Source organism: Terriglobales bacterium, assembly GCA_035651995.1.
In the GTDB taxonomy this organism is placed as follows: domain Bacteria; phylum Acidobacteriota; class Terriglobia; order Terriglobales; family Acidobacteriaceae; genus DASRER01.
This window is the reverse complement of sequence record DASRER010000014.1, coordinates 41,012-63,665: the sequence shown is the minus strand read 5'-3', so window position 1 is coordinate 63,665 and position 22,654 is coordinate 41,012. Positions and strand designations below refer to the sequence as shown.

Sequence of the window (22,654 nt, the reverse complement as noted above, 5' to 3'; positions counted from 1 at the left end):
CAAATCACGAATCGGGCTGCAGTGTCTCTTCCGGATCGTAATCGTGCAGTCCGCGCACGACCTTCCCCGGCGGGATTCGCTTCAGGAAGTACACGTATCGGTGCGGAAACGGACCCGTCATCTCCTTGGCCACTTCAAACAGCTCGTCGTTGTAGCGGATCGTGGTCAGCTTCGTCCACTGCTTCGGACGGCTGGCGTCAATCCGCAGGTCGTACTCGGGCGAGATGCCGGCAATCACCGTGTCCACCAGCCGCGGCCCAAGCGAGTGGCTCGCGTACTTGCGACGCCCCGCTCCCTGCAGCCAGGCGATGAGTTGCAACGGCATCGAGGGCACGACTTCGCTGGTCGCAACCGCGGCCATCGTCCGCAGCGCGCCTTCCGCACAGCAATAGATAAGGAAGAGGTTGATCGGCGTGAGAATGTACACCCACAGTCCGAGGAAGCCGATGCTGAAGTCGGAAATGCCGGCCGAAAGCCTGTCGTTCGCGGTGCGCGCTGCCACCTGCGCGCCCGCCTCCGCCATCATCCCGTGGATGAACGTCGGATAGCGGAACCACAGCGTCAGCCCGCTGCCCACCAGCTCCAGTACGCCGGAGAAAATGGCGCCGCGCTTCATCCCCACTTCCTGGTCGCCGAGCCAGCTCCGCCGCCAGCGCAGCGGCAGCAGTGACGCGAAGATGCTGATCAGCAAGCTGAACATGAAATGGGTGGCGGAATGTTACACGAGAATCACTGATCGGCAATCGGCTAGCTCTGGAACTCCTGTGCCGCCGCTCTCGGTTCGAGCAGTAGATCGGAGATAACGGCCACCGAATCCGCGCCCGCATCCAGCACGCTGCGGAAGTTCGCGCGCGTGATGCCGCCAATCGCCACCAGCGGCTTTGCCGTTGCGCGCCGCGCCGCGCGCACGCCCGCAAGCCCAATCACTGCATCGGCACTTGCCTTCGACGCGGTTGCAAACACCGGCCCGACCGCAATGTAGTCCGCCGAAGTCTGGTCGGCCGCCGCGACCTGTTCCGCCGAATGCGTGGAAACGCCCATCCAGAGCGGCTTTTGGAGGGTTGCCGAATCCGGCGATTGTGCAGTTTGCTGGCCTTGTGCGGCGGCCAGGATCCTGCGCGCCGCCTCCGGCGACAGATCATCCTGCCCCAGGTGCACGCCGTCGAACCCGGCCGCAATCGCCAGGTCAACCCGGTCGTTCATGATCAGGAAAACCGCTGAACGTTCATCTCGCGTTGCCCGGCCCGGAGGCCTTTGAGGAGCGCGGGCATGCGCAGGCCCGGACGTCTCCTCCGGGCGCGGCCCGGCGGCGCATACGATCCGCCGCAGCTCCCGCGCCTCGGCCAGCATCTGCCGCGCGCTTCCCTGCTTGTTGCGATACTGGATCAGCGTCGCTCCGCCGGCCAGCAGCTCACGGGTGAAAGTCAGCAGCGCCGCCGTGGGATCGGGCTCACGCGCGAAGGGGCCTGCGTCAACGATCGCATACAGTCGCGGAAGCATTTCAATTCCGCGCTTCCGCAATTCGGCAATTCCGCAATCGTGTCATGCCGCTCCCTGCTCTTTCTCTTTGGGCCCGGCCAGGAAGCGCTCCATGAACTTGGTGTCGAAGCGCCCGGCGATGAAGTCGGCGTCGTTCACGATGCGCTTGTGCAGCGGGATACTGGTGTAGATTCCCTCCACCACGAACATATCCAGCGCGCGTCGCATGCGCGAGATCGCCTCGGCGCGGTCTTTCCCGTGCGTAATCAGCTTCGCGATGAGCGAGTCGTAGTACGGCGGGATCACGCCCTCCGCGTACGCCGCCGTGTCCACGCGGACGCCCGTGCCGCCGGGCGTGTTGAACGCGGTGATCTTTCCCGCCGACGGCGTGAACTTCTCCGGATGTTCGGCGTTGATGCGGCACTCGATCGCGTGTCCGCGGTACTCGATCTTCGCCGGCAGCACCGAGTCCAGCCGCTCGCCCGCCGCGATCAGGATCTGGCTCTTCACCAGATCAATGCCCGTGACCATCTCGGTCACCGGATGCTCCACCTGGATGCGCGTGTTCATCTCGATGAAGTGCAGGCTGCGGTCTTCGTCCATCAGGAACTCGACCGTGCCCGCGTTCACGTATCCGATGTGCGAGAGCGTGTTCACCAGCTTCTTGCCCACTTCCTCGCGCAACGCGGGCGTGACCTGCGTCGAGGGCGACTCCTCCAGCAGCTTTTGGTGCCGCCGCTGGATGCTGCACTCGCGCTCGCCCAGGCTAACCACGTGCCCGTACGCGTCGGCCAGCACCTGGAACTCGATGTGCCGCGGCCGCTCGATGAACTTCTCCATGTAGAGGTCGCCGTTGCCGAACGCCGCCGCGGCCTCCGACTGCGCCGCCAGAAACAGCTGGGGCAACTCCTTTTCCGAGCGGATCACGCGCATGCCGCGTCCGCCGCCCCCGGCCGACGCCTTCACGATCACCGGAAAACCCACCTGCCGCGCCCACTGCAGCGCGTCGCTTTCGTTCGCGATCACGCCTTCCGATCCCGGCAGGATCGGCACGCCGTGCTGCTTCATCGCCATGCGCGCCTTTTCCTTCTCCCCCATCAGGCGCGTCACGTCGGGCGGAGGCCCGATGAACTTCATGTGGCAGGTCTCCACCACTTCGGCGAAGTTGGCGTTCTCGCTCAGCAGCCCATAGCCGGGATGGATCGCCTCCACGTTGGCGATTTCGGCGGCGCTGATCACCGCGGGAATGTTCAGGTAGCTCTCGCCCAGGCGCGGCGGCCCGATGCAGATGGCCTCATCGGCGAAGCGCGCGTGCAGTGAATTGCGGTCGGCCTCGCTGTAGATGGCGACCGTGCGGATGCCCAGCTCCTTGCAGGCGCAAATCACCCGCAGGGCAATTTCTCCTCGATTGGCAATGAGAATCTTTTTGAACATGGCTGGCTGCAGAACATTGCCGCTACGGCATCGAGCACTCAGCGCTCAGCCGTCAGCATTCAGCCCTTCGACAGGCGGCTTCGAGAGCGCGCCTTCGCAGATGCCGTTTGCCGGCTGAATGCTGAGTGCTGACGGCTGCCTCATCGCGGCTTGATCGCGAACAGCGCCTGGCCGTACTCCACCGGCTGGCCGTTGTTCACCAGCTTTTTCACGATCTCGCCGGCCAGGTCGGACTCGATCTCGTTCATCAGCTTCATCGCCTCGATGATGCACAGCACCTGTCCCTTCTCCACCACGTCGCCCACTTTCACGAACGGTGGCGCGCCGGGCGACGGCGCGTCGTAGAACGTGCCCACGATGGGCGACTGGATGGTGTGCAGGCCTTCTTCTTCCGCGGGACGCGCCGCGGCAGACGCGCTCGTTGCCGGCGCCGCCGTATGCGGATGCGGATGCGCCACCGCCGGCTGCGCCGCCGGGCCCGCAACCGGCGCCAGCGTCACCGCAGGCGACACGTGCGCCACGCTTGGAATCACCTGTGCGGTCGCGTCGGCAGGCAGCGCTCGCTTGATGCGCACCTTCACATCGCCGCGCTCGAGTTCGAACTCGGCGATGTCCTTCTCGATCAGGAACTCGATGAGTTCTTTCAGTTCTTTTTGGTTCATTCAAAACCGCTGATGCGGCTGGACGACGCCACGGCCCGGGAGGCCTTTGGACTGCCCCGTGCGGCGGGCGCCCCTTCAAGCCCTCTTCTGGCTTGAGTGGGGCTGTTTGCCGCCCGGCCCCGACGCTGGTTCGAATGGATCAAAGTATCAGCAGCTCTTTCGTGGTCGGAGTCAGCACCTCGCGGCCCCGCCGGGTGACGGCCACCATGTCCTCGATGCGCACGCCCCCAAACCCCGGCACGTACGCTCCAGGCTCGATGGTGATCACCATGCCGGGCTCAAGCACGTCCTTTTGCCTGCGCGCCAGCCGCGGAATCTCGTGGATCTCCAGGCCCACGCCGTGCCCGGTGGAATGCGTAAACCACCTTCCCAGCCCAGCCTTTTCCAGCACGCGGCGCGCCGCCTGGTCCACCTCGCCGGCCGTCGCCCCTGGCCTAACTGCTTCCAGTGCAGCCAGTTGCGCGTCCAGGACCGCGTCGTACATGCCCCGCGCACGCGCCGAAGGCTTCCCTACGTGCACAGTGCGCGCCATGTCCGAACAATAACCGGCGAGTATAACACCATAATCCAGCACTACGAAGCCGCCGTGCGGCAGCCGCTGCGCGCTCGCCACGCCGTGCGGCAGCGCCGAGCGCCGTCCCGCGGCGACAATGGTTTCAAAAGCCATGCCGCTCGCCCCCGCCGTGCGCGCCGCGTACTCGATGGCGGCAGCGACGGCGGATTCGGTCGTGGCCTGGTCCTTCCCGCGACGCAGCGCCTTCAAGGCCGTGGGGAACAGGCTCGACCCCAGCCGGACCGCCTGTCGGATGACGGCCAGCTCGTCCTCCTCCTTTATTAACCGCAGCCGCTCCACCAGCCCCGCGGTTTCCCGGAGGCGGATTCCAGCCGGCAGCCCCTTCTTCAAGCCCTTCACCTCCGCCAGCGTCATCCGCTCGGCCTCAATGCCAAGCGCGCCGCGCCGCACATGCTTCGCCGCTTCCGCCAGCAGCGGCCCGCGGCTGATGACCACGCGTGCGCCGCTGACCTCCTGGCGGGCCTGCTCCGTGTAGCGGCCATCGGTCAGGAACACCGGACGGCCGTTCGCCGGCACGATCAGCGCCGCCGCGCTCCCGGTGAATCCGCACAGGTAGCGCACATTGGGCAGATGCGTGACCAGCAGCGCGTCGAGCTTCGCGCGCTGGAGTGCCTCACGCAGATTGCGTTGCCGGGTGACGAAGTTCATCCCGAGCGAGTATCTCTGCTCGCCGTGGAAATCACAAATCGCGCGGCCACGGGTTCCCTCGCCAGTCAGATGATGTCGGGGCGGGTGAGCATGACGTCGGTGGTGGCGTTGTCACCTGCAGGCGGCGAGCCGTGCGCGTTGGCCCGGGCGCGCGGCGTCCAAGGGTTGTAGGCGGCGTCGAGATCGGCAATTTCGGGGACGAGGGACGGTGGTTCGGTGGTCATCTCGTTCGCATGCTGCCAAGCTCGACGCGCTTGAGGAAAAGAGGTCTTTCGACCTGGCAACTTGCGAAGGAATACAGCCTTGAGCGCGCGCTACCGCGCCATCTCGGTAATGATCGGAGATGTAACCGAGCCGTCGGCGCCAAACCAGAAGATGACATGGGCGTCAACACGCACGGGAGCTCCCGCAGCGACAAACGGGCGAAACTGCCAGTTCTTAATCGACCGAGAACATGCGGCCAGGGCCAGCGCGTCCCCCTCCAGTGATTGCTGCGAGACAACTCGCCCAGTCTCATCGATACGGATCTTCAGCTGCGCTGACATTACATGAGCGATAGTACCGGGATATGCAGGCTTTGAGAACGTTATGATGTGTGAGGCCAGTCCTCGGGGCGTGGCAAAGTAGCCACCGGTGCCCAGGGCCACCAACTCCTGCGGCGCTTGTGAGGATGCGGTCGCGGTGCGGTGGAGAATCTGCCGTGTGATTGTCCCAAGGCCCCGAACAGGCTCAGCGACAGACACCCCGTTGTGAAGGAGCAGGCTGCTATCGCCTCCCACTGTGACGGCCGCCACCTGGCCCGACGCGTTCTCGACGGTCACGCGAGTTCCCGTCGGGACGGTCCCTCACACGACCAGCGCGTTGCCATTTCCGTTACCGAGAATTCGGATCGTTGAGTCCGTAACGACTACTTGCCCGGAGGGCCAGTTATCGATGGACTTCAGGTGGCGCATTGGTCCGGACGCATCGACCACAGCTGCACCCACCACGAGTGTTCCTTGACTAACATCTTTCGCTTCGATTCCTATTGAGTACTCGCTATCCGGAGATAGATCAGCCAGCACAAGCCGGAGGCCGCCCGCTGTTGTAGGGATCGGGACTTTTCGGAACTGCCACGTGCCGGAATAGCTCATCGATTGAGCGTGGGCCGCTGATGCAACGAACAACAAGAGCAGCGAAACGGCGATAGCACGCCTGAGGCCCCTCAACATAACCGTAGAAACAACCAGAATGCACAGAAGGGAAGCCTTAAAGGTCATAACCCGACCTCAACTCTGGAGTGGTTGGCCGGATAATCGAACATCGGCGATCGCAATATCCATTGGCCGGTGTTCCGGGGGTAAAGTCCCCGTCGTGACCCGGCCTGATTCAAGGGGATAAAGCCCAAGTGGTTTCAACGCGGGCGCCGGGCCTGAAGCCCCGGACTTCACCCTCCGGCGTGACTCCGGGGCCGCGGACCTCAGCCATGTCCATTTCCTGCGTGCCCGCGACGCCGACCGGCGTCGAGCGCAGCGCAGGCGGAAGGAGGCGTGCGGGCACGGCTCGTCCTTCCTGTCCGAACGCATACCGCGATAAACGCGGATGACGCGGATTCACCTCCAAGAGAACAGCGAACCCCGGGAGCCGCGTCCTCCCGGCGGGCGCTTTGTCCGCAAATCCTGTCAAGCCCCTCAGTCACCCGATTTCCGTCTAACTCCTTCCAAACGCTCATAATAAAAACTTCCAGCGCTTGCGCATTGCCCCACCTCGATTTGCTACTCTGAAAGTAGGGCCCAGAATGATGCGCACTTGACTGAGCCCGAAGGGCGGCATTTGCTTGAGCCCAGCGCGTCAGCGCTGGGATCGGCCTTCAAGAAAGAGACGCGGCGCCGGAGCGCGCAGCGCGACTAAGCCGCGCACTCCAATCAGCAGAACTGAAAACAAACACGTTAAGACCTCGGTCCTAACCCACGGCCCTGCATCAACTTGCCCGAAACCCGCTCCGCAACTGACTGAAATCATTACCACCAGAGGGGGGTGCCCTACGAAACGGCATCGCACACTCGCGCGCCGCTGCGGCTACGTCCACATTGACGGTCGCCCTTGCGGCTCGCCGCCCGTCCGCCAAGGACGCTTCTGTTACTTCCACTACCAGGTGAACCGTCCTCGCGCCACCGTCCCGCCGCTCGAGGACGCCGATGCGATCCAGCTCGCGCTCACCGATCTCGCCCGCGCGGTCCTCGCAGAAACTGTTGACCTCAAGCGCGCCAGCGTCCTCGCCTACATCCTCCAGACCGCGGTCTCCAACCTCAAGCGCGTCCAACTCGGCGTCCACACCGAGGAGATGACCATCGAACCGCCGCCACCGGTGCAGAACACCGACGAGATCGACGCCGCCTACACCACCTACACACCGCGCGCCCGCGGCGAATCGCAGCCGGAGACCACCGACGTCATGCTCACCCGCCACGACATGACCTGATCACGCGAACGGAGACGCAAACACGGACAATCGCCAATCACAAATAACAAATCACAAATAAAAAGCCCTCGCTCGTCGCGAGGGCTCTTCCGGAACCTGATGGGCTCGGCCGAAACCGGGGTCCCCATTGCGCCCGCCTTTGGCGCAATGGGGTGGAGGTTAACTCTGCGTGATCTTCGGGGTGATGAAGAAGATCAGTTCCTGCGTGCTGGTGGAGACCGCGCGGCGGCGGAACGCATTGCCCAGCACCGGGATATTGCCCAGCAGCGGCACCTGGCTGACGTTGACCGAGTTCTGCGTCTGGATGACGCCGCCGATCATCACCGTGCCGCCGTCGGTGACCAGCACCTTGGTCGTTTCCTGCTGCGTGTTCAGCGTCGGGTTGCCGTTCACCTGCCGTCCGAAGTCGGGGACGGTGTTTTCCACGTCGATGTTCAGGAACACCGTGCCCTCAGCCGTGATCTGCGGCGTCACCGTCAGCCGCAGGAAGGCCTGCACGTAGGTGACGGTCGGCGGGCCGCCCAACTGCGCGGCAGTCACCACCGGGATCTGGGCGCCCTGCCGGATCACGGCCTGGATGTTGTTCTGCGTGACCAGGCGCGGACGCGACAGGATCTTCAGCAGGCCGCGGGTCTCGGCCATGGTCAGCACGAAGTCGAGGCGATAGTTGTTGGTCGCGTTCGACACCGTGATGCCGCTGGTCGGGCCCACCGCCGGCTGGTTGGAGAACAGCGGAATGCTGTTGCCGATGGTGATGAATGACGGCGTAAGGCCGTTGATCAGCAGCGGGCTGGTGCCGACCGCGCTGGCCCCGCCCACCACGCTGGTCGAGTTGCCCCAGCCGAAGCCGAGCTGCGTGCCGATGTCGCGCGCGAAGTTGCGCGTCGCCGCCACCACGCGGGCTTCGATCTCCACCTGCTCCGACTTGCGGTCGAGCTGCACCAGCAGCCGCTGCACTTCAGGAATGATGTTGGGAATGTCCTGGATGATCAGCGCGTTGGTGCGGTCGTCGGCAATCAGGTCGCCGCGCTGCGAAAGGAACTTCTTGATGGTGGGCATCACGTCCTTCGCCTGCGCGTAGCTCAGGTAGTGCGTGTAGAGCACGCGGTCGACGGCCAGGGCCTGGGCTTCGGTCTTGGCGCGGTTGGCTTCCGCTTCCTTGCGGAGCGTGTCCACCGTGGCGATGCGCAGCACGTTGCCCTGCAGTTCCTTGTCGAGGCCGTTGTTGGTCAGGACAATGTCGAGCGCCTGGTCCCACGGCACGTCGTCGAGCACCAGCGTGAGCGAGCCGCGCACGTTGGGATCGAGCACGATGTTCAGGCCGCTGATCTCGTGGATGAGCCGGAAAAAGTCCTTCAGGTCAACGTCCTTCAGGTTCACCGAGATCGGCTCGCCCGTATAGCGCGGCTTGGCGGCTGCGGGCGCGGCGGCAGGCGCCTGCGCCATGGCCGCCTGCATTGCCGCCGGATTGTTGGCCAGCTTGGGCGAGAGCGCAGCGGCAGCCGCCGGAGGCGCCGGCAGGTTGTTCACCGTGACCTCGGGACGCATGCGCGACGCAGCTTCGGCGGCGCGCGCGGCGGGGTCCGCCTTGGCTTCTGCTTTTACATCGGCCGAGGTCGCCGGCTTCTGCGCGATGTCGTTGGCGGCGGCAGCCGCGGCTTCGGGCGTCGCCGGATGATAGTTGGGCTCCAGGTACACGAACTCTTTCGCGTCCTTCGCCGGGTCCTTCGCCGGAGCGGCCGGAACGGCGGCGGCCGGGATGGAGATGGGCGCCGGCGGCACGGCCGCGGCAATCGATGCCAGCGGCGGAGCGCTGATGTTCGACGCCAGCAGCATGGCTTCGCCGCCGCGCAGCTTCAGCGTGAGCTTGTTGCCGGCGGGCGCCACTTCGTATTCCCGGCTCGCGGCCAGGTCAACCACCACGCGGGTGACCGGAGGCTGCGCCTGGAAGCGGCCCATGCGCACACCCTTCACATCGCCGCTGGTGGTGGCGATGGCGTGCGCCTTCGGGCCGGGAACTGCGTTAGCGATGTCCAGGACAACGCGGTCGGGCTCCTTCAGCCGGATGGCCTTGGCGGTCATCGGACCCGAGCCGATGATCTCGACCTGCATGCCGTCCTTGCCCTGCGAGAGCGACACGCTCTCGACCGTCACCGGCCGGGCGGAAGCAACCGTCTTCGCGGCGCGCTTGGATTCAGGCTTTGACTCTGGCTTGGCGGTCTCGGTCTTGGCCGCAGCTTCCGGCTTCGCCGGTTTCGCAAAAGGCTCCGCCGGCTTCGCCGGCGCGGCAAAGGCATCGCCCATCACGCGCAGCGCCAGTCCGTTGGGGACGTCGCTCACGTGGACCATGGCGCCGGGCAGCAGCGAGATCTCGACGCGGGTGACTTCGCCGCCGTTCGCGCCCTTGTAATCGAGCACGTGGTACGACACCACGCCCGGGGTCTTCACGTCGCGGGTGCTGTTGGCGAATTTCGCGGGCGAGACCCCGGCCAGGTCAACCAGCAGAAGGTTGTCGGTGGGCCGGTACTCGTTGTGCGTGAACGCGCCGCTGGTCTTGAACGTGACGGTGGTCATGTTGCCCGCCGACGCGACGTTCAGGTCCGTCAGTTGCGACGCGGCCGCGGCCGCGCTGATGCAGCCGGCCAGCAGCAGAAGTGAAATTCCCAGCAGTTGCTTTCGCCTCATCTCGTCTCTCCCCACGCCCGGAACTCGGCCATGGCGTGCGCGGCGGCCGTGTCAGCACCCGACACGCATCCGCGTAAGAATTAGCCCTCCGTCCCGGAGCGCCACAAGTCCCTTCCGTGGTGCCCCAGCCGGCTCCTGCTCCCTGGGTTCGGCCCGAATTGTGCGACTGCTTTGAACTGCGCGGCGGCACCTGATCCCGCCGTATTGCCTTTCCGGCGCGGGGAAAACGATTCGCGCCTTGACAGCCGAGACGTAGCACGCTACGTCTCTGCCAAAACTCTCTACGCCGTGGGCGCCACCTTCTTCACCACCTCGCGCGTCATCGGACGTCCCACGCTGTCGGTGGTGTTCTCGCGCACCACGATCGAGTCACCCGTGATCTTGCTGACCACGCCGTTGTAGACCGGGTCGTTCTCGCGCAGGAAATAGGTGCGATGGCTGGAGTTCTCCACCACCGCGATCATTCCATCCTGCGCCTTCACGATGCCGCGCAGCATCAGTTCGCCGGCCACCAGGCAGCGTTTGCCGGTGTTGCATGCCACCGTGGGCCCGCTGGAAACCCTCACGATCGGGCTGACGAATGGGTCGCGCTTGCCGCGGCCTTCGTTGCCCGCCCTGGCCATCTCCGGCGCAGCCGCCGGCTTCGCCGCCGCGGGCCTGGCCGCAGCCTTCTTGGCCGGCACAGCCTTCTTGGGCGCCATGGGCGAGTGCATCACCGGGGCCGCCTTGGCCGCCGGTTTTGCCGGCTTCAGCGCGGGCATGGCCGCCGAAGGCGTGCCCGCCGCCGGAGCGGCAGGCTTTGCCGCGGGCTTTTGCGCCACCGCGCCGCCTTTGGCCGGCGACACGACCGCGCCGCTGGCGGGCTTCTGCGCCGCAGGCGCGGCCGGTTTGGCTTGTGCCCAGGCCGCCGATGCGGCGGCCACTACAACCAATCCCAGTTTCGCGAGCTTCATGGCGGCTGTCCTCAAAACGTTTCTCACTTACTTCTTCGCTGCTGCCGGGGCCGGCGGAGCGCCCGGCTTGGCCAGGTCTTCGCGGCTGAAAAACGTGGTGGTCACGCAGGTGGCCGCCACACTCTCATTGGGAGCGTAGGCATAGCGCCGGCGCGCGCCGGAATCGCCCGCCCTGGTCAGGGCCGCCACTTTCAGCCCGTTCACGTTGATGATGCGCTCCAGCTTGCCCACCCGCGCGAAGAAGTCGAGCATCGAGTAATACGGCCCGTCCAGTTCCATCTCGTAGGGGGCCTCGGTGTAGAACTTCTGCGGGCTCATCTGGCGCGCGGTGTAGCGGCGCACCTCGATGCCGGCGTTGGCCGCCGTCTCCTGCATCAGGTGGATGAACTGGTCGGCGAGCTTCTCGTCGGGCAGGATCTTCTTCATCGCCTCAAGCTGCTCTTTCTTGCCTTCCACCTGGCGCTGCAGGTCGGGCATCTCCAGCTCGATCTTGCGCAGGCGCGCGTTCTCGTCCTGCTTGAGCTTGAGCTGATCGGCGGCCAGCTTATTGGCGTCGGCCTGCTTCTGGTAGACCAGAAACCAGGCCGCGGCGGAAAGCGCCACCAGAAGACCGAATACGATCCCCAACTGCGTCATTGCCGGCATTTCGCTGAACTTTGCCATGGCACCCTTCCCCTACGACTTCTTTTCCTGCTGCGGTGGCACCGGCGGCGGCTGCTTCTCGCACACCAGCGTGAACTGGAACGCCTGGACTTCCTTCATCTGGTCGTCCTGGTAGGTTTCCTTGATCTCCACGCTCTTGAAGTATTTCTGCTTCTGGAGATTCGAGATCAGGTTGGCCACCGCGTTTGCGCCCAGCGCCGTCCCATCGAGGCTGATGGAGTTGCCGTCATCCTTCATCGTCACCAGCCACACGCCGTCGGTCTGGTTCACGGTGTTGCCCACCATGGTGAGCAGGTCCACCGGCCCGGACTGGCGGGCGCGCAGGTCTTCGATCACCTGCCGGCGATCGTCGAGCGCCTTGCGCTGCGCGACCAGCGCGTCGTACTTGGTCTTGACGTCGTTCAGGCGCTTGTTCTCGATGTCTTCCTTCGCGATGTCGGCCATCAGCTGGTCGTGCATGCTGTTCAGGTGCCAGTACCACCAGCCGTTGGCTGCGAGGCCGACGAGCACAAGGATCGCGAGAACCACGATCGGGCTGCCGCCCTCGCCGCCCCCGCCACCGCCCATGGCGGCGCGCCTGCCCCGCTTGGAGTGTGGTATGCCGAGAAGATTGATGCGAATCATAGGTCGTCAAAGCTCCTGAGGGCCAATCCCACCGCGACCGCGAGTTGTCCCGCGTTCTGCCCGATCAGTTCGGCGCCCGGCTGGGTTTCCGAGTAGCCGATTTTCTGGAACGGATTCAGTATCTCGACCGGCAGCGAGAACTCCTGCCGGAGCGCTTCCATCAGGCCGGCAACGCTGCATGAACCGCCTGCCAGGTAAATGCGCTCAATGTGTTCGCCCGCCGCCGTCGCGCGGAAGAAGTCGAACGTCTTCTGGATTTCCAGCACGATCACTTCGGTGACCTGCTGGAGGATGGGCAGCTTGGCATCTTCGCTCACCGTGCCGACCTGCTTGCCGAGCTTGAGGGCCTCGGCGTCGTCGAAGCTCAGGTCCAGCTCTTTTTGCAGCGAATCAGTGTACTGGTGGCCGCCGGTGGAAACGTCGCGGGTGAACAGCGGCACGTTGCCGCGCACGATGTTGATGTTCATCACGCTGGCGCCCAGGTTGAGCAGCGCGACAACCGATCCCGGCGCCGGGCTGTAGTTGTACTCGTAGCAGTTCTGCAGCGCGAAGGCGTCAATGTCCACCACCGCGCACGTCTTGCCGGCCAGCGACAGGACGTTGGTGTAGTTCAGGATCTTGTCCTTCTTCACGGCCACCAGCAGCACGTCCATCTGCGGGCCGGAGAAGTCTTCGCTCAGGATCTGGTAGTCGATGTGGACGTCGGTGATGTCGAACGGGATGTGCTGCGCCGCTTCGGTCTGGATGCTCTCGGCCAGCTCCTGCTCCGACATGGTGGGAACGGAGATTTTCTTCACGATGACCGAGTGTCCGCTGACCGAGGTGGCCACGGCCTTGGACTTGATACCGCGCTCGCTGAAGATCTTGCTGATGGCGCTCGACACCGAACCGGAATCGACGATCATCGAGTCCACCACGATGTCCTGCGCCAGCGGCTCCACGCCGATGTGCGCCAGCTCGATGCCGCCGCGCGCCTTCTTCAGCTCGACGGCCTTGATGCAGCTGGAGCCGATGTCCAGCCCGACAATCGTCTTTGCTCCACCCAATCCGAACATGCTGTCTCTCTCCCCAGCTGCCGGCACTTCCGTGCCAGCCGCCAACCCGCCTTAGTGTCCGGCTGCCGCCCGCGCCGAGCGCGGCTTCTTCTTGCTGCTGCTCCGGCCTTCCCCAAGAGTGCTCTTGCGCTCCATCCACGAGTCGAGGATGGTCTTTTTGAACTTCCAGCGGTTGCCCAGTTTGAATGCGGGTATTTTCTCCTCGTAAACGTATTTGTAAAGCGTGTCAGGACTCACGCCCAGGTATTGCGAGGCTTGCCGGATGTTCATGACTTCTGGCGAATCGGCCATAAAGCGCTGACCCTTTCCACACGATGTGACGCCCCATCTTCCCGCAGACGGGAAACGGCCCCATACCTTCATGAGGCAAACAGCGAGGAGATAATCCTCTACTTTCTCGGGGGGGAAAACCAGAATGCGCGAGTTATATCAGTGTAACGGCGGGAGGTGTCAAGACTTTCTTTGGGTTTTTTCGGGTTTTATCTGATTTTAACAGGAGTATGGCCATGCACGTTCGTGACCGAGCCGCATATCTCGTACCATCCTGAGTACCTGGATACCAGTAATTGTGGTGTTAATGCAGTTGGGGCAAGACCACCAAGCACGTCCTTTGGTGCGTCGAGGGTGCCATTCGCGCGCAGAGGAAGTCGTGACGCATTCTGGCGCAGCGGGAACTAAGGACAATCGTGCAGGTTCTAACCCGAGTTCCGCCTTGGGTTTCGGGCTGCTGGTGGCAAAAGACGACCAAGATAATATTTATGGAATCATCGGCGCGCCAACAATTCGCCTCATTAAGGCGCGTTTAATCGCCGCGCGCTAGTTTCGCTTTAGAGCGTGTGTGGACCTTGGCGGCCTCCGCAGCGGCAATCCGCCTGAATCCCGTAACGGCTCAACCGGCCGGTTAGGGCGACGCAGAGTTCGTCGGTAAGAAGCCTACGCTGCTCTGCGCCCGATGCCGGCGCCCGTCGTGTCGCGCCGGCGTACGAACATGCGGTACAGCCACAGCAGCAGAACGGCGCCCGCGATGGCCAGCACGAAGCTGCCCAGGCTCCAGTCGTTCACGCCCGAACTGCCCCACAGCGCCCGGCCAATAAAACCGCCCACCACCGCGCCGGCAATGCCGAGCAGCATGGTGATCATGAATCCGCCCGGATCGCGCCCGGGCATCAGCAGCTTGGCGATCGCGCCCGCAATCAATCCGAAGATGATCCAGCCAATAATCGCGCCCATACCTTTCCTCCTGTCGGGGGAACACCTGTTTAGACGCGGGGCTTCGGACGGCAGGATGCCGGGCCTCCCAGCCGCGGTTCACCTCAATCGCGTGCTGCGGCAGGGCTGGCGCCGCCTCCGGAATCGCTCCTGGAACGACACGTTGGCGGAGGCGAGCCGGAGCGCGGCGGTTTTCAGGCGAGCACGGCCGGTCGCGCGCGCGACAAAAAGCCCGGCCGAGGGCGGCCGGGCTCCACATAAGTTAAGGCAGACGTAGCGGACCTACGTCTCTACGCTAGTTCACGTCAAACTGCTCTTCGTGCAGCAGCGGATCGCTCTTCACGATCAGGTTCTTCCCGATCAGTTCTTCGATCTCCTGGATCCAGCGTCCGCCGTTGGCCTTGAGCGCCTTGGCGACCTCGGGATGAACGCGCAGCATCACGTCGCCAGCTTCGAACGTCTTGGCCATCTTGCGCATTTCCACCCAGATCTCGTTGCACACCGTGGAAACCGACTTGGTAAAGCCAGTGCCGCTGCAATGGTTGCAGGGCTGGCCGAGAGTGCGCTCCAGCGACTGCTTCACGCGCTTGCGGGTGATCGCCACCAGCCCAAAGTCGTTGAACTGGAGCACCTTGGACGGCGAGCGGTCGCTGCGCAGGGCCTGCTCGAGCGCCTGCATGACGCGCTGGCGGTTCTTCCGCTCATCCATGTCGATGAAGTCGATGACGATGATGCCGCCCAGGTCGCGCAGCCGGATTTGCCGCACGATCTCGCGGATGGCGTCCACGTTCGTTTTCACGATCGTGTCTTCCAGGCGCTGCGTCTTGCCCACGTACTTGCCGGTGTTGACGTCAATCGCCACCAGCGCCTCGGTCTGGTTGATGACGATGTAGCCGCCTGACTTCAGCCACACCTTCGACTTCAGCGCCTTGCTGATCTCGTCGGTGATGCCGAACTGCTCGAACAGCGGCGTGGTCTTTGTATAGAGCTTCACGCGCTTGGTGAGCGCCGGCTGGAAGCGGCTGACGAAGCGCACCAGGCGCTCGTAATCGCTTTCCGTGTCGACCCAGATGTTGGTGAAGTTCTGGTTCACCTGGTCGCGGAGGATGCGCTCCACCAGGCTCAGGTCGTGGTAGATCAGCGCCGGCGCCCTGGCGTTCTCGGCGCGCGACTTGATCTCCTGCCACAGGTTCTTGAGGAAGCGGATGTCGGCGCGCAACTCTTCCTCGTTGGCCCGGTCGGCCGCGGTGCGCACGATGAAGCCGCCATGCCCGTTTTCGCGTTCGCTGAGCACGATGCGCTTCAGCCGCGAGCGCTCTTCCTCGGACGAAATCTTCCGCGACACGCCGATGTGGTTCACGGTCGGCATGTAGACCAGGAAGCGGCCGGGCAGCGCGATGTGGCTGGTGATGCGCGCGCCCTTCTTGCCCATGGGCTCCTTGGCGATCTGCACCAGGATCTCCTGCCCTTCCTTCAGCAACTCGGAGATCATCTGCGTGCGATGCGGCTCGCGTCCGGGACGCCCGCGCCGGCCGCGGCGCCCGCCGCGCCCGCGCTGTCCGCGGCGATCGAAGCCGCGGTCGGGCCGTTCGCTGCGCTCCGAGCGCTGCTGGTAGCCGGCCGTGCCCGAAGGTCCGCGCAACTCGGCGCGATCGGGCGCGAAGTCGCCGCCGCGCGCCAGCGCCGCTTCGGCTTCGGCCTGGGCGGCGTCGGCTTCGGCGTCGTAACCGCCGCCCTCTTCTCCCTCGCCGTTGCCGTCTCCCTCGCCGTTGCCGTCTCCTTCGCCCTCCACGCTCTGGTCGTAGCCGCCCTCGAGCGTCAGCCCGCCTTCGGCGTCGTCGCGTCCGTTGGGACGCCGGCCGGCGTGCATCGTCTCCTCTTCCATCTCCTCGAACTCGGCGTCGTCGGGTTCCTCGGCTGCGCCGGCGTACTCGGTCTCCTCCTCGTCGATCACTTCCTCTTCCACCACGCCCTCGCCGGGAGCGAACGAGCGCGATTCTTCGGAGCGGAATTCGCTCTTCTGCGCCGGATGCGATTCATGCTCGTGTGGCTGCGACTCGAACTCGGCGGGCTCGCCCCGTTCACTCGCCTCACGGCTCGCGCCTTCGCTGCGCGGTCCCTCCTCGTTCTCGCCGCGGAAGAATGACGCCACGTTCGAGAAGAACCCGCTGCGACGCGGCGGCCCGGCCTCGCGGCCGGCGCCCTGGCCCTGCTCGTGCTGGCGGGTGTGCCCGTAAACTTCCGGACCCGGGCCGGGTTTGACCTCGAGCTGGTGCGGCTGCTGGGTCAATTCTTCGCGCGATTCATCGCCGGCGGCCACGTGCAGCTCGCTTTCAGGCTGTGCGTGATTGATCTCGGCGGACCGGCGCTCCGCCTCGGCTTCATCTCTTCCGCCGGTATCGAGTCCGGCTTCGCCGAACAGACGCGCCGCTTCCTCTGAAGCCGTCGGCGCCGTCTCCTGCCCGGGCAGCGCTTCGGTCATGCCCGCGGGATGCTGCGGCGGCGGCGCCTGCTGCTGCGCCAGCCGGTTGTACTTGGAGATGGATTCGCCGGGAAGAATGATCGGCTGATATCCTGCCGGCGGGCCGTACTCGCGCGAGTCGCCTCGCGATTCGCGACGCGATGAATAGCGGCCTTCGTCGCGGAACTCGTGGCGGCCTTCGTCGCGAGTTTCGGGCCGGGTGTCGCGCTGTTCGGGACCGCGTCCGCGGTCCTCTCTTCCACCGCGATCAAACCGTTCATCCCGTCCGCCGCGGCGGCGCCCGCGGCGACGGCGCCCGCGCCACCGGCGCACGCCCTCTTCGTTCTGTTGCGGCTGCGTACCGCCTTCAGCGCTCGCCGGCGCTTCGCCCTCGGCCTGCGCCTCGGTCTGCGTTTCTTCTTCGCCGCCCTCGTCCTGAGCCTCGCCTCGGGCTTCTTCCGGCGCAGCCTCGGCCTCCGTTGCCGGCGAGGCCTGCTGCTGCTGCTGCTGCTGCGCCCGCTCCAGTTGCGGCTGCCGCGGCTGCGGCACCGCCACGTTCTCAAATTCCTCCTGCTCGTCCTGTTCCTCGAGGAAGTCGGTCACGTAGAGGAACGCGTCGCGTTCCAGGCCGATGTCCACGAAAGCCGACTGCATGCCGGGAAGCACGCGCGTGACGCGTCCTTTGTAGATGGCGCCGGCGAGGCTGTATTCGTTTTCGCGCTCGAAGTAGATTTCCGCTAACTGGTCGTCCTCGGCCACCGCCACCTTGGTTTCGTGGGGCGTTGAGGAGATGAATAGTTCCTTGTTCATTGTGTCTCCGGTCCCGCTGTCGTGAGCGGGGTCTACCGGCGCGGAGACGGAGAGATCAGAGCGGAGAGGATGCGCGAAGCTCCGCGCGCCCGAGGCACACCATGAGGTCTGCCTCGACCGGCGTAAGCACATGTTCGGATGGGAAGCTTGGGAATCTTCGCACCTGTCGCGCCTCGCGCCGGGTTTGTGGCCAACTCCGCCGCGGCCGTTGCCGCGCGGGGCCGTTACCTTCCCAGCGGGAGACACTTTCTGCCCCTGCGCCGCAGCGCCGGGCTCGCATCTCTTTGTCCGCTCCGGCCTCTCTTTTTCGCGACCGGCGTTGACCCTCGTCCTGGAGGGTCTTACTGCTCAAATTTTTCCGCCCTTGGGCGGCTCCTGCTTCGGAATCCTTTCGTTCAGTTCACGAACCGGCGCATCCGTATGTTGTTGACAATGCCCAGCGCCAGGAATGTGAACAAAACCGACGAGCCGCCATAACTCATCAGCGGCAGCGGTATTCCGGTGACCGGCATAAAGCCGACCACCATGCCGACGTTTACCAGGATGTGGAACGTAAGCACCGCCACCACACCCATCACCACAAACCCTCCGGCGCGGTCAGGCGCCGTCTGGGCGTTGTGGACTAAACGCATCAGCACCATAAAGTATAGCAGCAGAAGGGTTAAAGCGCCTACAAATCCGTGTTCCTCGGAAAACGCGGCAAAGATGAAGTCGGTATGGGGCACCGGCAGGAACCCCTGCTGCGTCTGCGAGCCCTTGGTCGCCCCCCGGCCAAACAGCCCGCCGGAGCCGACCGCGATCAGCGACTGCTCCACCTGGTAGCCTGAACCCTGCGAATCGGCCTCCGGATGCAGGAAGCTGGTGAGCCGAGCGCGCTGATACGGCTTCAGCTTCATGTAAGCCAACGGCATGGCCAGCGCCGCGACCAGCACCAGCACGGTTGCCTGCTTGAGGCGCAGGCCGCCGAGGAACAGCGCCATGATGACCACCGGAATGTAGGTCAGCGCCGTACCCAGGTCGGGCTGGACCAGCACCATCAGGAACGGCACGCCCACCAGCAGGCCGGCCTTGATGATGTCACTCCACGACGCCTCGCGCTGCCGCATGTCGGCAAAATACTTGGCGACGGCGAGGATGAGAATGAGCTTCACCCACTCGGAGGGCTGGAAGTGTTGTCCGCCGGGAAGCTGGATCCAGCGCCGCGCTCCGAGGTACTTCTTGCCGAAGATGAGTACAGCTACCAGCGAAACAATGGCGGTGAGATATACCCAGTGGATATAGTCGAGCACCACCTGGTAGTTCACCAGGCTCACCAGGAACATGATGGCGACCCCGGCCATGATCCAGTACACCTGCTTCAGGTGCACGCCCGCGAACTTGGTGGTGAAGGTTGCGCTGTAGATCTCGACCACACCGAGGCCGCAGATCACCAGCACCATCCCCAGCAGGAACCAGTCAAAGTCGCGGTATGAAACGTAGCGAGACATGAAAGCAGTTTCGAGTTTCCAGTTTCGAGTTTCTAGTTCGTGCCTTCCTTAGCGCCCTTTGTGTGCCCTTCGTGTCCTTGGTGCGAACCGCTTTTGCTTCTGCTCGAGATTCGAAACCTGAAACTCGAACCTAGGGGTTGATTCCCGGCGCGGCCTTGGCCGGCGCCACCGTCACGGCCAGCGGAATGCGGACGCGGCCGGCGCGCAGGCCGCTGTTCTTCCCTTCCTTCCCTGCATCTCCGCTTTCGGCTGACCAGACGCCCGTAAATTCCGCCTCAGGTTTCGCCGGACGCAGCTCCGCCGTCTTCTGCTGCGCCGCCCGCGCGCGCTGCTTCTCCACGAACGCCTTTACCACCTGCGCCGCGATGCGCGCGGCGAACTGGCCGTGCTCGCCGCCCTCGAACAGCACTCCGACCACCACCTCCGGGCTGCGGCGCGGCGTGAAGCCCACGAACCAGGCGTTGTCCTTCATCGAGTGGCTGTGCCCGAGCTTCTGCGCCAGCGCGTTGCTCATGGTCTGCGCGCTGCCCGTCTTGCCGGCGAAATCGATTCCGTTCAGGTGCGCGCTGTTGGCCGTGCCCAGCGGCGAAGGCACGTTCGACATGGCGTCGGTGATCGTTTCCCAGTTCGACTGCTGCAGGTCGAACTTCACTTCTTCCGGAAAAGCCGCGCTTACGCGTTGCAGCGTCTGCTGCGGCACTTCGTTGTCGAAGACCAGGTGCGGACGCCGCAACTGCCCGCCCATGGCGATGCCGGAAATCGCGCGGGTGAGCTGGATGGGGGTGACAGCGACGGCGCCCTGCCCGATGCCGACCGAGATTGTTTCGCCGGCGTACCACTTCTGCTTGAAGTTGCGGATCTTCCACTCTTCCGACGGCATCACGCCGGCCATTTCTCCGGGAAGGTCAATACCGGTCCGCTTGCCCAGTCCGAGCGCGGTGGCGTACTGCGCGATGCGGCCGATGCCGAGTTTTTCTGCCAGCGTGTAGAAGAAGACGTCGCAGGACTGGTAAATCCCCTTGCTGATATCGACCGCGCCGTGCGCGCGGTGCTCGGCCGCGACCCAGCACTTGAAGTAGCGCCCGTAGAAGGTCGCGCCGCCGGGGCAGTTCACGTGCAGCGTTTGCGCGATGCCCTCCTGCAGTCCCGCCACCGACATGATGATCTTGAACACCGAGCCGGGCGCGAGCTGGGCCTGGATGGCTTTGTTCATGAGCGGATGCTCGTCGTCGGTGGCCAGGCGCGCCCACTCCTGCCGCGAGATGCGCACCGAGAACGCGTTCGGATCGAACGTGGGCCGCGAAACCATCGCCAGGATCTCGCCCGTGCGCGGGTCCATGGCGACGATGGCGCCGTTCTTGTCGCCCATGGCGACTTCGGCGGCGATCTGCAGGTCGAGATCGATCGTGAGCTTGAGCGGCTTGCCGGGTTCGGCCGGCGTTTCGCTCAGCCGGTCCACTTCCTTGCCGCGGCTGTTCACCACCGCGCGCCGGGAGCCGTCTTTGCCCATCAGCAGGTCGTTGTACTGCTGCTCCAGCCCCGACTTGCCCACGATCATGCCCGGCTCGTAGAGCTCGTACTGCGGCTGATTGAGCATGTCTTCGCTGACTTCGCCCACGTACCCGATGGTGTGCGCCAGGAAGCCGTTCTTGGGATACAGCCGCCGCGACACCAGGATCGTCTCCAGCTCGGGCAGCTCGAACTTGTGCGCCTCGATGAATTGCAGCTCGCTCGGCGTGATGTCGTCCTTGAGCACCAGCGGCTGGAACGCGGGCGCGGTGGCAATGCGGCGCAGGCGGTCGCGGATTTCGCTGGGCGACATGTTCAGCCCGGCGGCGATCTTGTCGATGTGCTCCGGCTCGATGTTCTTCACCTGGTCGCGCAGCAGCAGCACGGAGAACGACGGATAGTTGTCCACCAGAACGCGGCCTTCGCGGTCGAGAATCTTGCCGCGCGGCGCCAGGATGGGAATGGTGCGGACGCGGTTGCGCTCCGCCAGGCTCTCGTAGCGCTCGCTGCCGGTCACCTGCAGCCGCCACAAGCCGAACAGCAGCACGAGGAAGATCGCCAGGATGCCGTACTGCACCATCGTCAGGCGAAGCTGCGGAATTTTTTCCTCGCGTCCGGAAAACATTGGTTGTCAGTTGCCAGTTGCCAGTTTCAGCTCTCGTTGTCTTTCACCGGACTGCCCAGTGTGTGCCGCTGCCGATCCATCCCAGCACATACCGTCCATCACTGCGTCGAAAAACCTTGCGGCTTCCTCGGAAACGCCCTCGTACCACGCAACGCTTCCACCATACAGGGGTCCGACCGTCCGCCATCTTGTAGAGTCAGCATCGATGCCGCTGACATCTAGTCCAATCGTTTCACCCGAGACCCAGAGCCGGGTTGCGAAGCTCCTGGCCTGGAAGTATTTGTTTTCGGCAGGTCGCCCTGCGTATGCCATGCCTCCCCATAGCACGGTCAACCAGTATTGCTTCCTCGTCTCCTTGTCGCGAAAGGAAATGGCGGCGCCTTCGTAATCGACGTCGCGACCACGGACCGTCTTCATCCGAGATGGGCGGGGCAGCTTCAGATAGTGTCCGAACGTTCCTTTCCGACCTTCACAGGGCGGAACTCTCCACTCCGATTCCGGTACCAGTACAAACTCGGCCGTTGTCCCGTCCCCAGACAGCAATGCGGTCGCCGGGTGAAAACCGCGACCCAATGCGATTACCACTGTTGGCGCCTTCGCCTTGGGTAAAACGTACCGTCCTTGATCGTCCGTAGTCGCGTTGCTGACCAGCCCGTGAAACACAACCGCGCCGGTTACGGGTTCTCCGGACATTGCTTTCACTGTCCCGTGTACTTCGGCAATACAGATCGCACTCACAAGCAGTCCGCACGCAATCAGGGTTGTGCGATAGCGCTCCAAGTTGTGCCTCACGCCCTCTGCTTGAACCTGTCCAGCACCGCGAACATCGGCACCGCCAGCACCGCGTTGATGGCCGCGATCACCAGCGTGCGTCCCCACATCCAGGCGGCCGTGTCGCCCACCAGCCCGCGGTCCACCACGAAGTACACCGCCTGGTGCAGCAGGTAGAAACCGAACGTGAGCAGCAGGCGCGAGCCCGGATTCTCCACGTCAATCTTCACGCCCAGCGACGACGCGCCCCAGCCCACGACTGTTTTCGCGATGCCGTAGACGCCGATGGGATGATGCCCAAGCGCGTCCTGCGCCAGGCCGATGGCGCATCCCGTCAGCAGGCCGCTGATCTGGCTGCGCCGCGCGACGGCGAAGAAGATCGTGACCAGCAGCGGCAGGTCGAAAATTTCAAAGAACCGGAACTTCACCGGCACGAACGCCTGGAGAAAAATCGCCAGCGCCGGGATGGCAATCGCCACCGGCAGCGGAAAGCGATAGACCTCGATCTTCTCCCGCGACTGATAGGCGGCTACCGCCATGCGCC

The 22,654-nt window shown here is 64.4% G+C and carries 20 protein-coding genes; 2 read left to right on the top strand and 18 right to left on the bottom strand.

Annotation, left to right across the window (positions count from 1 at the left end; translation table 11 throughout):
• Window positions 1–4: 4 nt before the first annotated feature.
• The 6 genes from VFA60_05365 to VFA60_05340 form a co-directional block, all read right to left on the bottom strand.
• Complete coding sequence (locus VFA60_05365) at window positions 5–700, bottom strand: hypothetical protein (GenBank protein ID HZQ91202.1); 696 nt, start codon at window positions 698–700, stop codon at window positions 5–7.
• A gap of 47 nt (window positions 701–747) precedes the next feature.
• A complete protein-coding gene (locus VFA60_05360) occupies window positions 748–1,500 on the bottom strand; it encodes a thiamine phosphate synthase (GenBank protein ID HZQ91201.1) in 753 nt (250 codons plus the stop codon).
• A 42-nt stretch (window positions 1,501–1,542) separates the two neighbouring features.
• Window positions 1,543–2,913 carry an acetyl-CoA carboxylase biotin carboxylase subunit gene (gene accC / locus VFA60_05355; GenBank protein ID HZQ91200.1) on the bottom strand — a complete coding sequence of 457 codons (1,371 nt, stop codon included), beginning with the start codon at window positions 2,911–2,913 and terminating at the stop codon, window positions 1,543–1,545.
• A gap of 140 nt (window positions 2,914–3,053) precedes the next feature.
• Window positions 3,054–3,575 carry an acetyl-CoA carboxylase biotin carboxyl carrier protein gene (accB, locus tag VFA60_05350; GenBank protein HZQ91199.1) on the bottom strand — a complete coding sequence of 174 codons (522 nt, stop codon included), beginning with the start codon at window positions 3,573–3,575 and terminating at the stop codon, window positions 3,054–3,056.
• Window positions 3,576–3,714: 139 nt separating this feature from the next.
• Entirely contained in the window at window positions 3,715–4,797 is a 1,083-nt protein-coding gene (locus VFA60_05345) for a Xaa-Pro peptidase family protein (protein HZQ91198.1), read from the bottom strand.
• A 65-nt stretch (window positions 4,798–4,862) separates the two neighbouring features.
• Window positions 4,863–5,021 (bottom strand): hypothetical protein, encoded by a 159-nt coding sequence (locus tag VFA60_05340; GenBank protein HZQ91197.1) that lies wholly within the window; start codon window positions 5,019–5,021, stop codon window positions 4,863–4,865.
• A gap of 1,910 nt (window positions 5,022–6,931) precedes the next feature.
• Between VFA60_05340 and VFA60_05335 the strand changes: the two genes are divergently transcribed.
• Complete coding sequence (locus VFA60_05335) at window positions 6,932–7,258, top strand: hypothetical protein (GenBank protein ID HZQ91196.1); 327 nt, start codon at window positions 6,932–6,934, stop codon at window positions 7,256–7,258.
• A 159-nt stretch (window positions 7,259–7,417) separates the two neighbouring features.
• On the opposite strand, the gene pilQ is transcribed toward VFA60_05335, so the two are convergent.
• The 6 genes from pilQ to VFA60_05305 form a co-directional block, all read right to left on the bottom strand.
• Window positions 7,418–9,943 carry a type IV pilus secretin PilQ gene (gene pilQ, locus VFA60_05330; GenBank protein HZQ91195.1) on the bottom strand — a complete coding sequence of 842 codons (2,526 nt, stop codon included), beginning with the start codon at window positions 9,941–9,943 and terminating at the stop codon, window positions 7,418–7,420.
• A gap of 281 nt (window positions 9,944–10,224) precedes the next feature.
• On the bottom strand, window positions 10,225–10,896 hold the full coding sequence (locus VFA60_05325; GenBank protein HZQ91194.1) for a hypothetical protein: 672 nt from the start codon (window positions 10,894–10,896) through the stop codon (window positions 10,225–10,227).
• A 27-nt stretch (window positions 10,897–10,923) separates the two neighbouring features.
• Window positions 10,924–11,559, bottom strand: coding sequence for a type 4a pilus biogenesis protein PilO (gene pilO / locus VFA60_05320; protein HZQ91193.1), 636 nt, complete (start codon window positions 11,557–11,559; stop codon window positions 10,924–10,926).
• A 12-nt stretch (window positions 11,560–11,571) separates the two neighbouring features.
• On the bottom strand, window positions 11,572–12,183 hold the full coding sequence (locus tag VFA60_05315) for a PilN domain-containing protein (GenBank protein HZQ91192.1): 612 nt from the start codon (window positions 12,181–12,183) through the stop codon (window positions 11,572–11,574).
• The gene (gene pilM, locus VFA60_05310; GenBank protein ID HZQ91191.1) at window positions 12,180–13,238 is read right to left on the bottom strand and encodes a type IV pilus assembly protein PilM; all 1,059 of its coding nucleotides are present in this window, start codon (window positions 13,236–13,238) and stop codon (window positions 12,180–12,182) included. The genes VFA60_05315 and pilM overlap by 4 nt, the downstream gene beginning before the upstream one ends.
• 51 nt (window positions 13,239–13,289) lie before the next feature.
• Window positions 13,290–13,529: a helix-turn-helix domain-containing protein gene (locus VFA60_05305; GenBank protein ID HZQ91190.1), complete on the bottom strand. Its 240-nt coding sequence runs from the start codon at window positions 13,527–13,529 to the stop codon at window positions 13,290–13,292.
• 358 nt (window positions 13,530–13,887) lie between these two features.
• Here VFA60_05305 and VFA60_05300 point away from each other — a divergent pair, with 358 nt between their 5' ends.
• On the top strand, window positions 13,888–14,058 hold the full coding sequence (locus VFA60_05300; GenBank protein ID HZQ91189.1) for a hypothetical protein: 171 nt from the start codon (window positions 13,888–13,890) through the stop codon (window positions 14,056–14,058).
• 113 nt (window positions 14,059–14,171) lie between these two features.
• Here the strand turns inward: VFA60_05300 and VFA60_05295 are convergent, their stop codons facing one another.
• From VFA60_05295 to mreD, 6 genes are all read right to left on the bottom strand, one after another.
• A complete protein-coding gene (locus tag VFA60_05295) occupies window positions 14,172–14,468 on the bottom strand; it encodes a GlsB/YeaQ/YmgE family stress response membrane protein (protein ID HZQ91188.1) in 297 nt (98 codons plus the stop codon).
• A 274-nt stretch (window positions 14,469–14,742) separates the two neighbouring features.
• A complete protein-coding gene (locus VFA60_05290) occupies window positions 14,743–17,718 on the bottom strand; it encodes an Rne/Rng family ribonuclease (protein HZQ91187.1) in 2,976 nt (991 codons plus the stop codon).
• A 395-nt stretch (window positions 17,719–18,113) separates the two neighbouring features.
• Entirely contained in the window at window positions 18,114–19,205 is a 1,092-nt protein-coding gene (rodA, locus tag VFA60_05285; protein ID HZQ91186.1) for a rod shape-determining protein RodA, read from the bottom strand.
• A 130-nt stretch (window positions 19,206–19,335) separates the two neighbouring features.
• The gene (mrdA, locus tag VFA60_05280; GenBank protein HZQ91185.1) at window positions 19,336–21,339 is read right to left on the bottom strand and encodes a penicillin-binding protein 2; all 2,004 of its coding nucleotides are present in this window, start codon (window positions 21,337–21,339) and stop codon (window positions 19,336–19,338) included.
• A 6-nt stretch (window positions 21,340–21,345) separates the two neighbouring features.
• Window positions 21,346–22,119 carry a carboxypeptidase-like regulatory domain-containing protein gene (locus VFA60_05275; protein ID HZQ91184.1) on the bottom strand — a complete coding sequence of 258 codons (774 nt, stop codon included), beginning with the start codon at window positions 22,117–22,119 and terminating at the stop codon, window positions 21,346–21,348.
• Between the two features lie 8 nt (window positions 22,120–22,127).
• On the bottom strand, window positions 22,128–22,649 hold the full coding sequence (gene mreD / locus VFA60_05270) for a rod shape-determining protein MreD (protein ID HZQ91183.1): 522 nt from the start codon (window positions 22,647–22,649) through the stop codon (window positions 22,128–22,130).
• Between the last annotated feature and the right edge of the window lie 5 nt (window positions 22,650–22,654).

Excerpts from the sequence above, each read along its gene's own strand:
- VFA60_05365 (HZQ91202.1), bottom strand. The coding sequence starts at position 700 with ATGTTCAGCTTGCTGATCAGCATCTTCGCGTCACTGCTGCCGCTGCGC.
- VFA60_05360 (HZQ91201.1), bottom strand. The coding sequence starts at position 1,500 with ATGCTTCCGCGACTGTATGCGATCGTTGACGCAGGCCCCTTCGCGCGT.
- accC (HZQ91200.1), bottom strand. The coding sequence starts at position 2,913 with ATGTTCAAAAAGATTCTCATTGCCAATCGAGGAGAAATTGCCCTGCGG.
- accB (HZQ91199.1), bottom strand. The coding sequence starts at position 3,575 with ATGAACCAAAAAGAACTGAAAGAACTCATCGAGTTCCTGATCGAGAAG.
- VFA60_05345 (HZQ91198.1), bottom strand. The coding sequence starts at position 4,797 with ATGAACTTCGTCACCCGGCAACGCAATCTGCGTGAGGCACTCCAGCGC.
- VFA60_05340 (HZQ91197.1), bottom strand. The coding sequence starts at position 5,021 with ATGACCACCGAACCACCGTCCCTCGTCCCCGAAATTGCCGATCTCGAC.
- pilQ (HZQ91195.1), bottom strand. The coding sequence starts at position 9,943 with ATGAGGCGAAAGCAACTGCTGGGAATTTCACTTCTGCTGCTGGCCGGC.
- VFA60_05325 (HZQ91194.1), bottom strand. The coding sequence starts at position 10,896 with ATGAAGCTCGCGAAACTGGGATTGGTTGTAGTGGCCGCCGCATCGGCG.
- pilO (HZQ91193.1), bottom strand. The coding sequence starts at position 11,559 with ATGGCAAAGTTCAGCGAAATGCCGGCAATGACGCAGTTGGGGATCGTA.
- VFA60_05315 (HZQ91192.1), bottom strand. The coding sequence starts at position 12,183 with ATGATTCGCATCAATCTTCTCGGCATACCACACTCCAAGCGGGGCAGG.
- pilM (HZQ91191.1), bottom strand. The coding sequence starts at position 13,238 with ATGTTCGGATTGGGTGGAGCAAAGACGATTGTCGGGCTGGACATCGGC.
- VFA60_05305 (HZQ91190.1), bottom strand. The coding sequence starts at position 13,529 with ATGGCCGATTCGCCAGAAGTCATGAACATCCGGCAAGCCTCGCAATAC.
- VFA60_05295 (HZQ91188.1), bottom strand. The coding sequence starts at position 14,468 with ATGGGCGCGATTATTGGCTGGATCATCTTCGGATTGATTGCGGGCGCG.
- VFA60_05290 (HZQ91187.1), bottom strand. The coding sequence starts at position 17,718 with ATGAACAAGGAACTATTCATCTCCTCAACGCCCCACGAAACCAAGGTG.
- rodA (HZQ91186.1), bottom strand. The coding sequence starts at position 19,205 with ATGTCTCGCTACGTTTCATACCGCGACTTTGACTGGTTCCTGCTGGGG.
- mrdA (HZQ91185.1), bottom strand. The coding sequence starts at position 21,339 with ATGTTTTCCGGACGCGAGGAAAAAATTCCGCAGCTTCGCCTGACGATG.
- mreD (HZQ91183.1), bottom strand. The coding sequence starts at position 22,649 with ATGGCGGTAGCCGCCTATCAGTCGCGGGAGAAGATCGAGGTCTATCGC.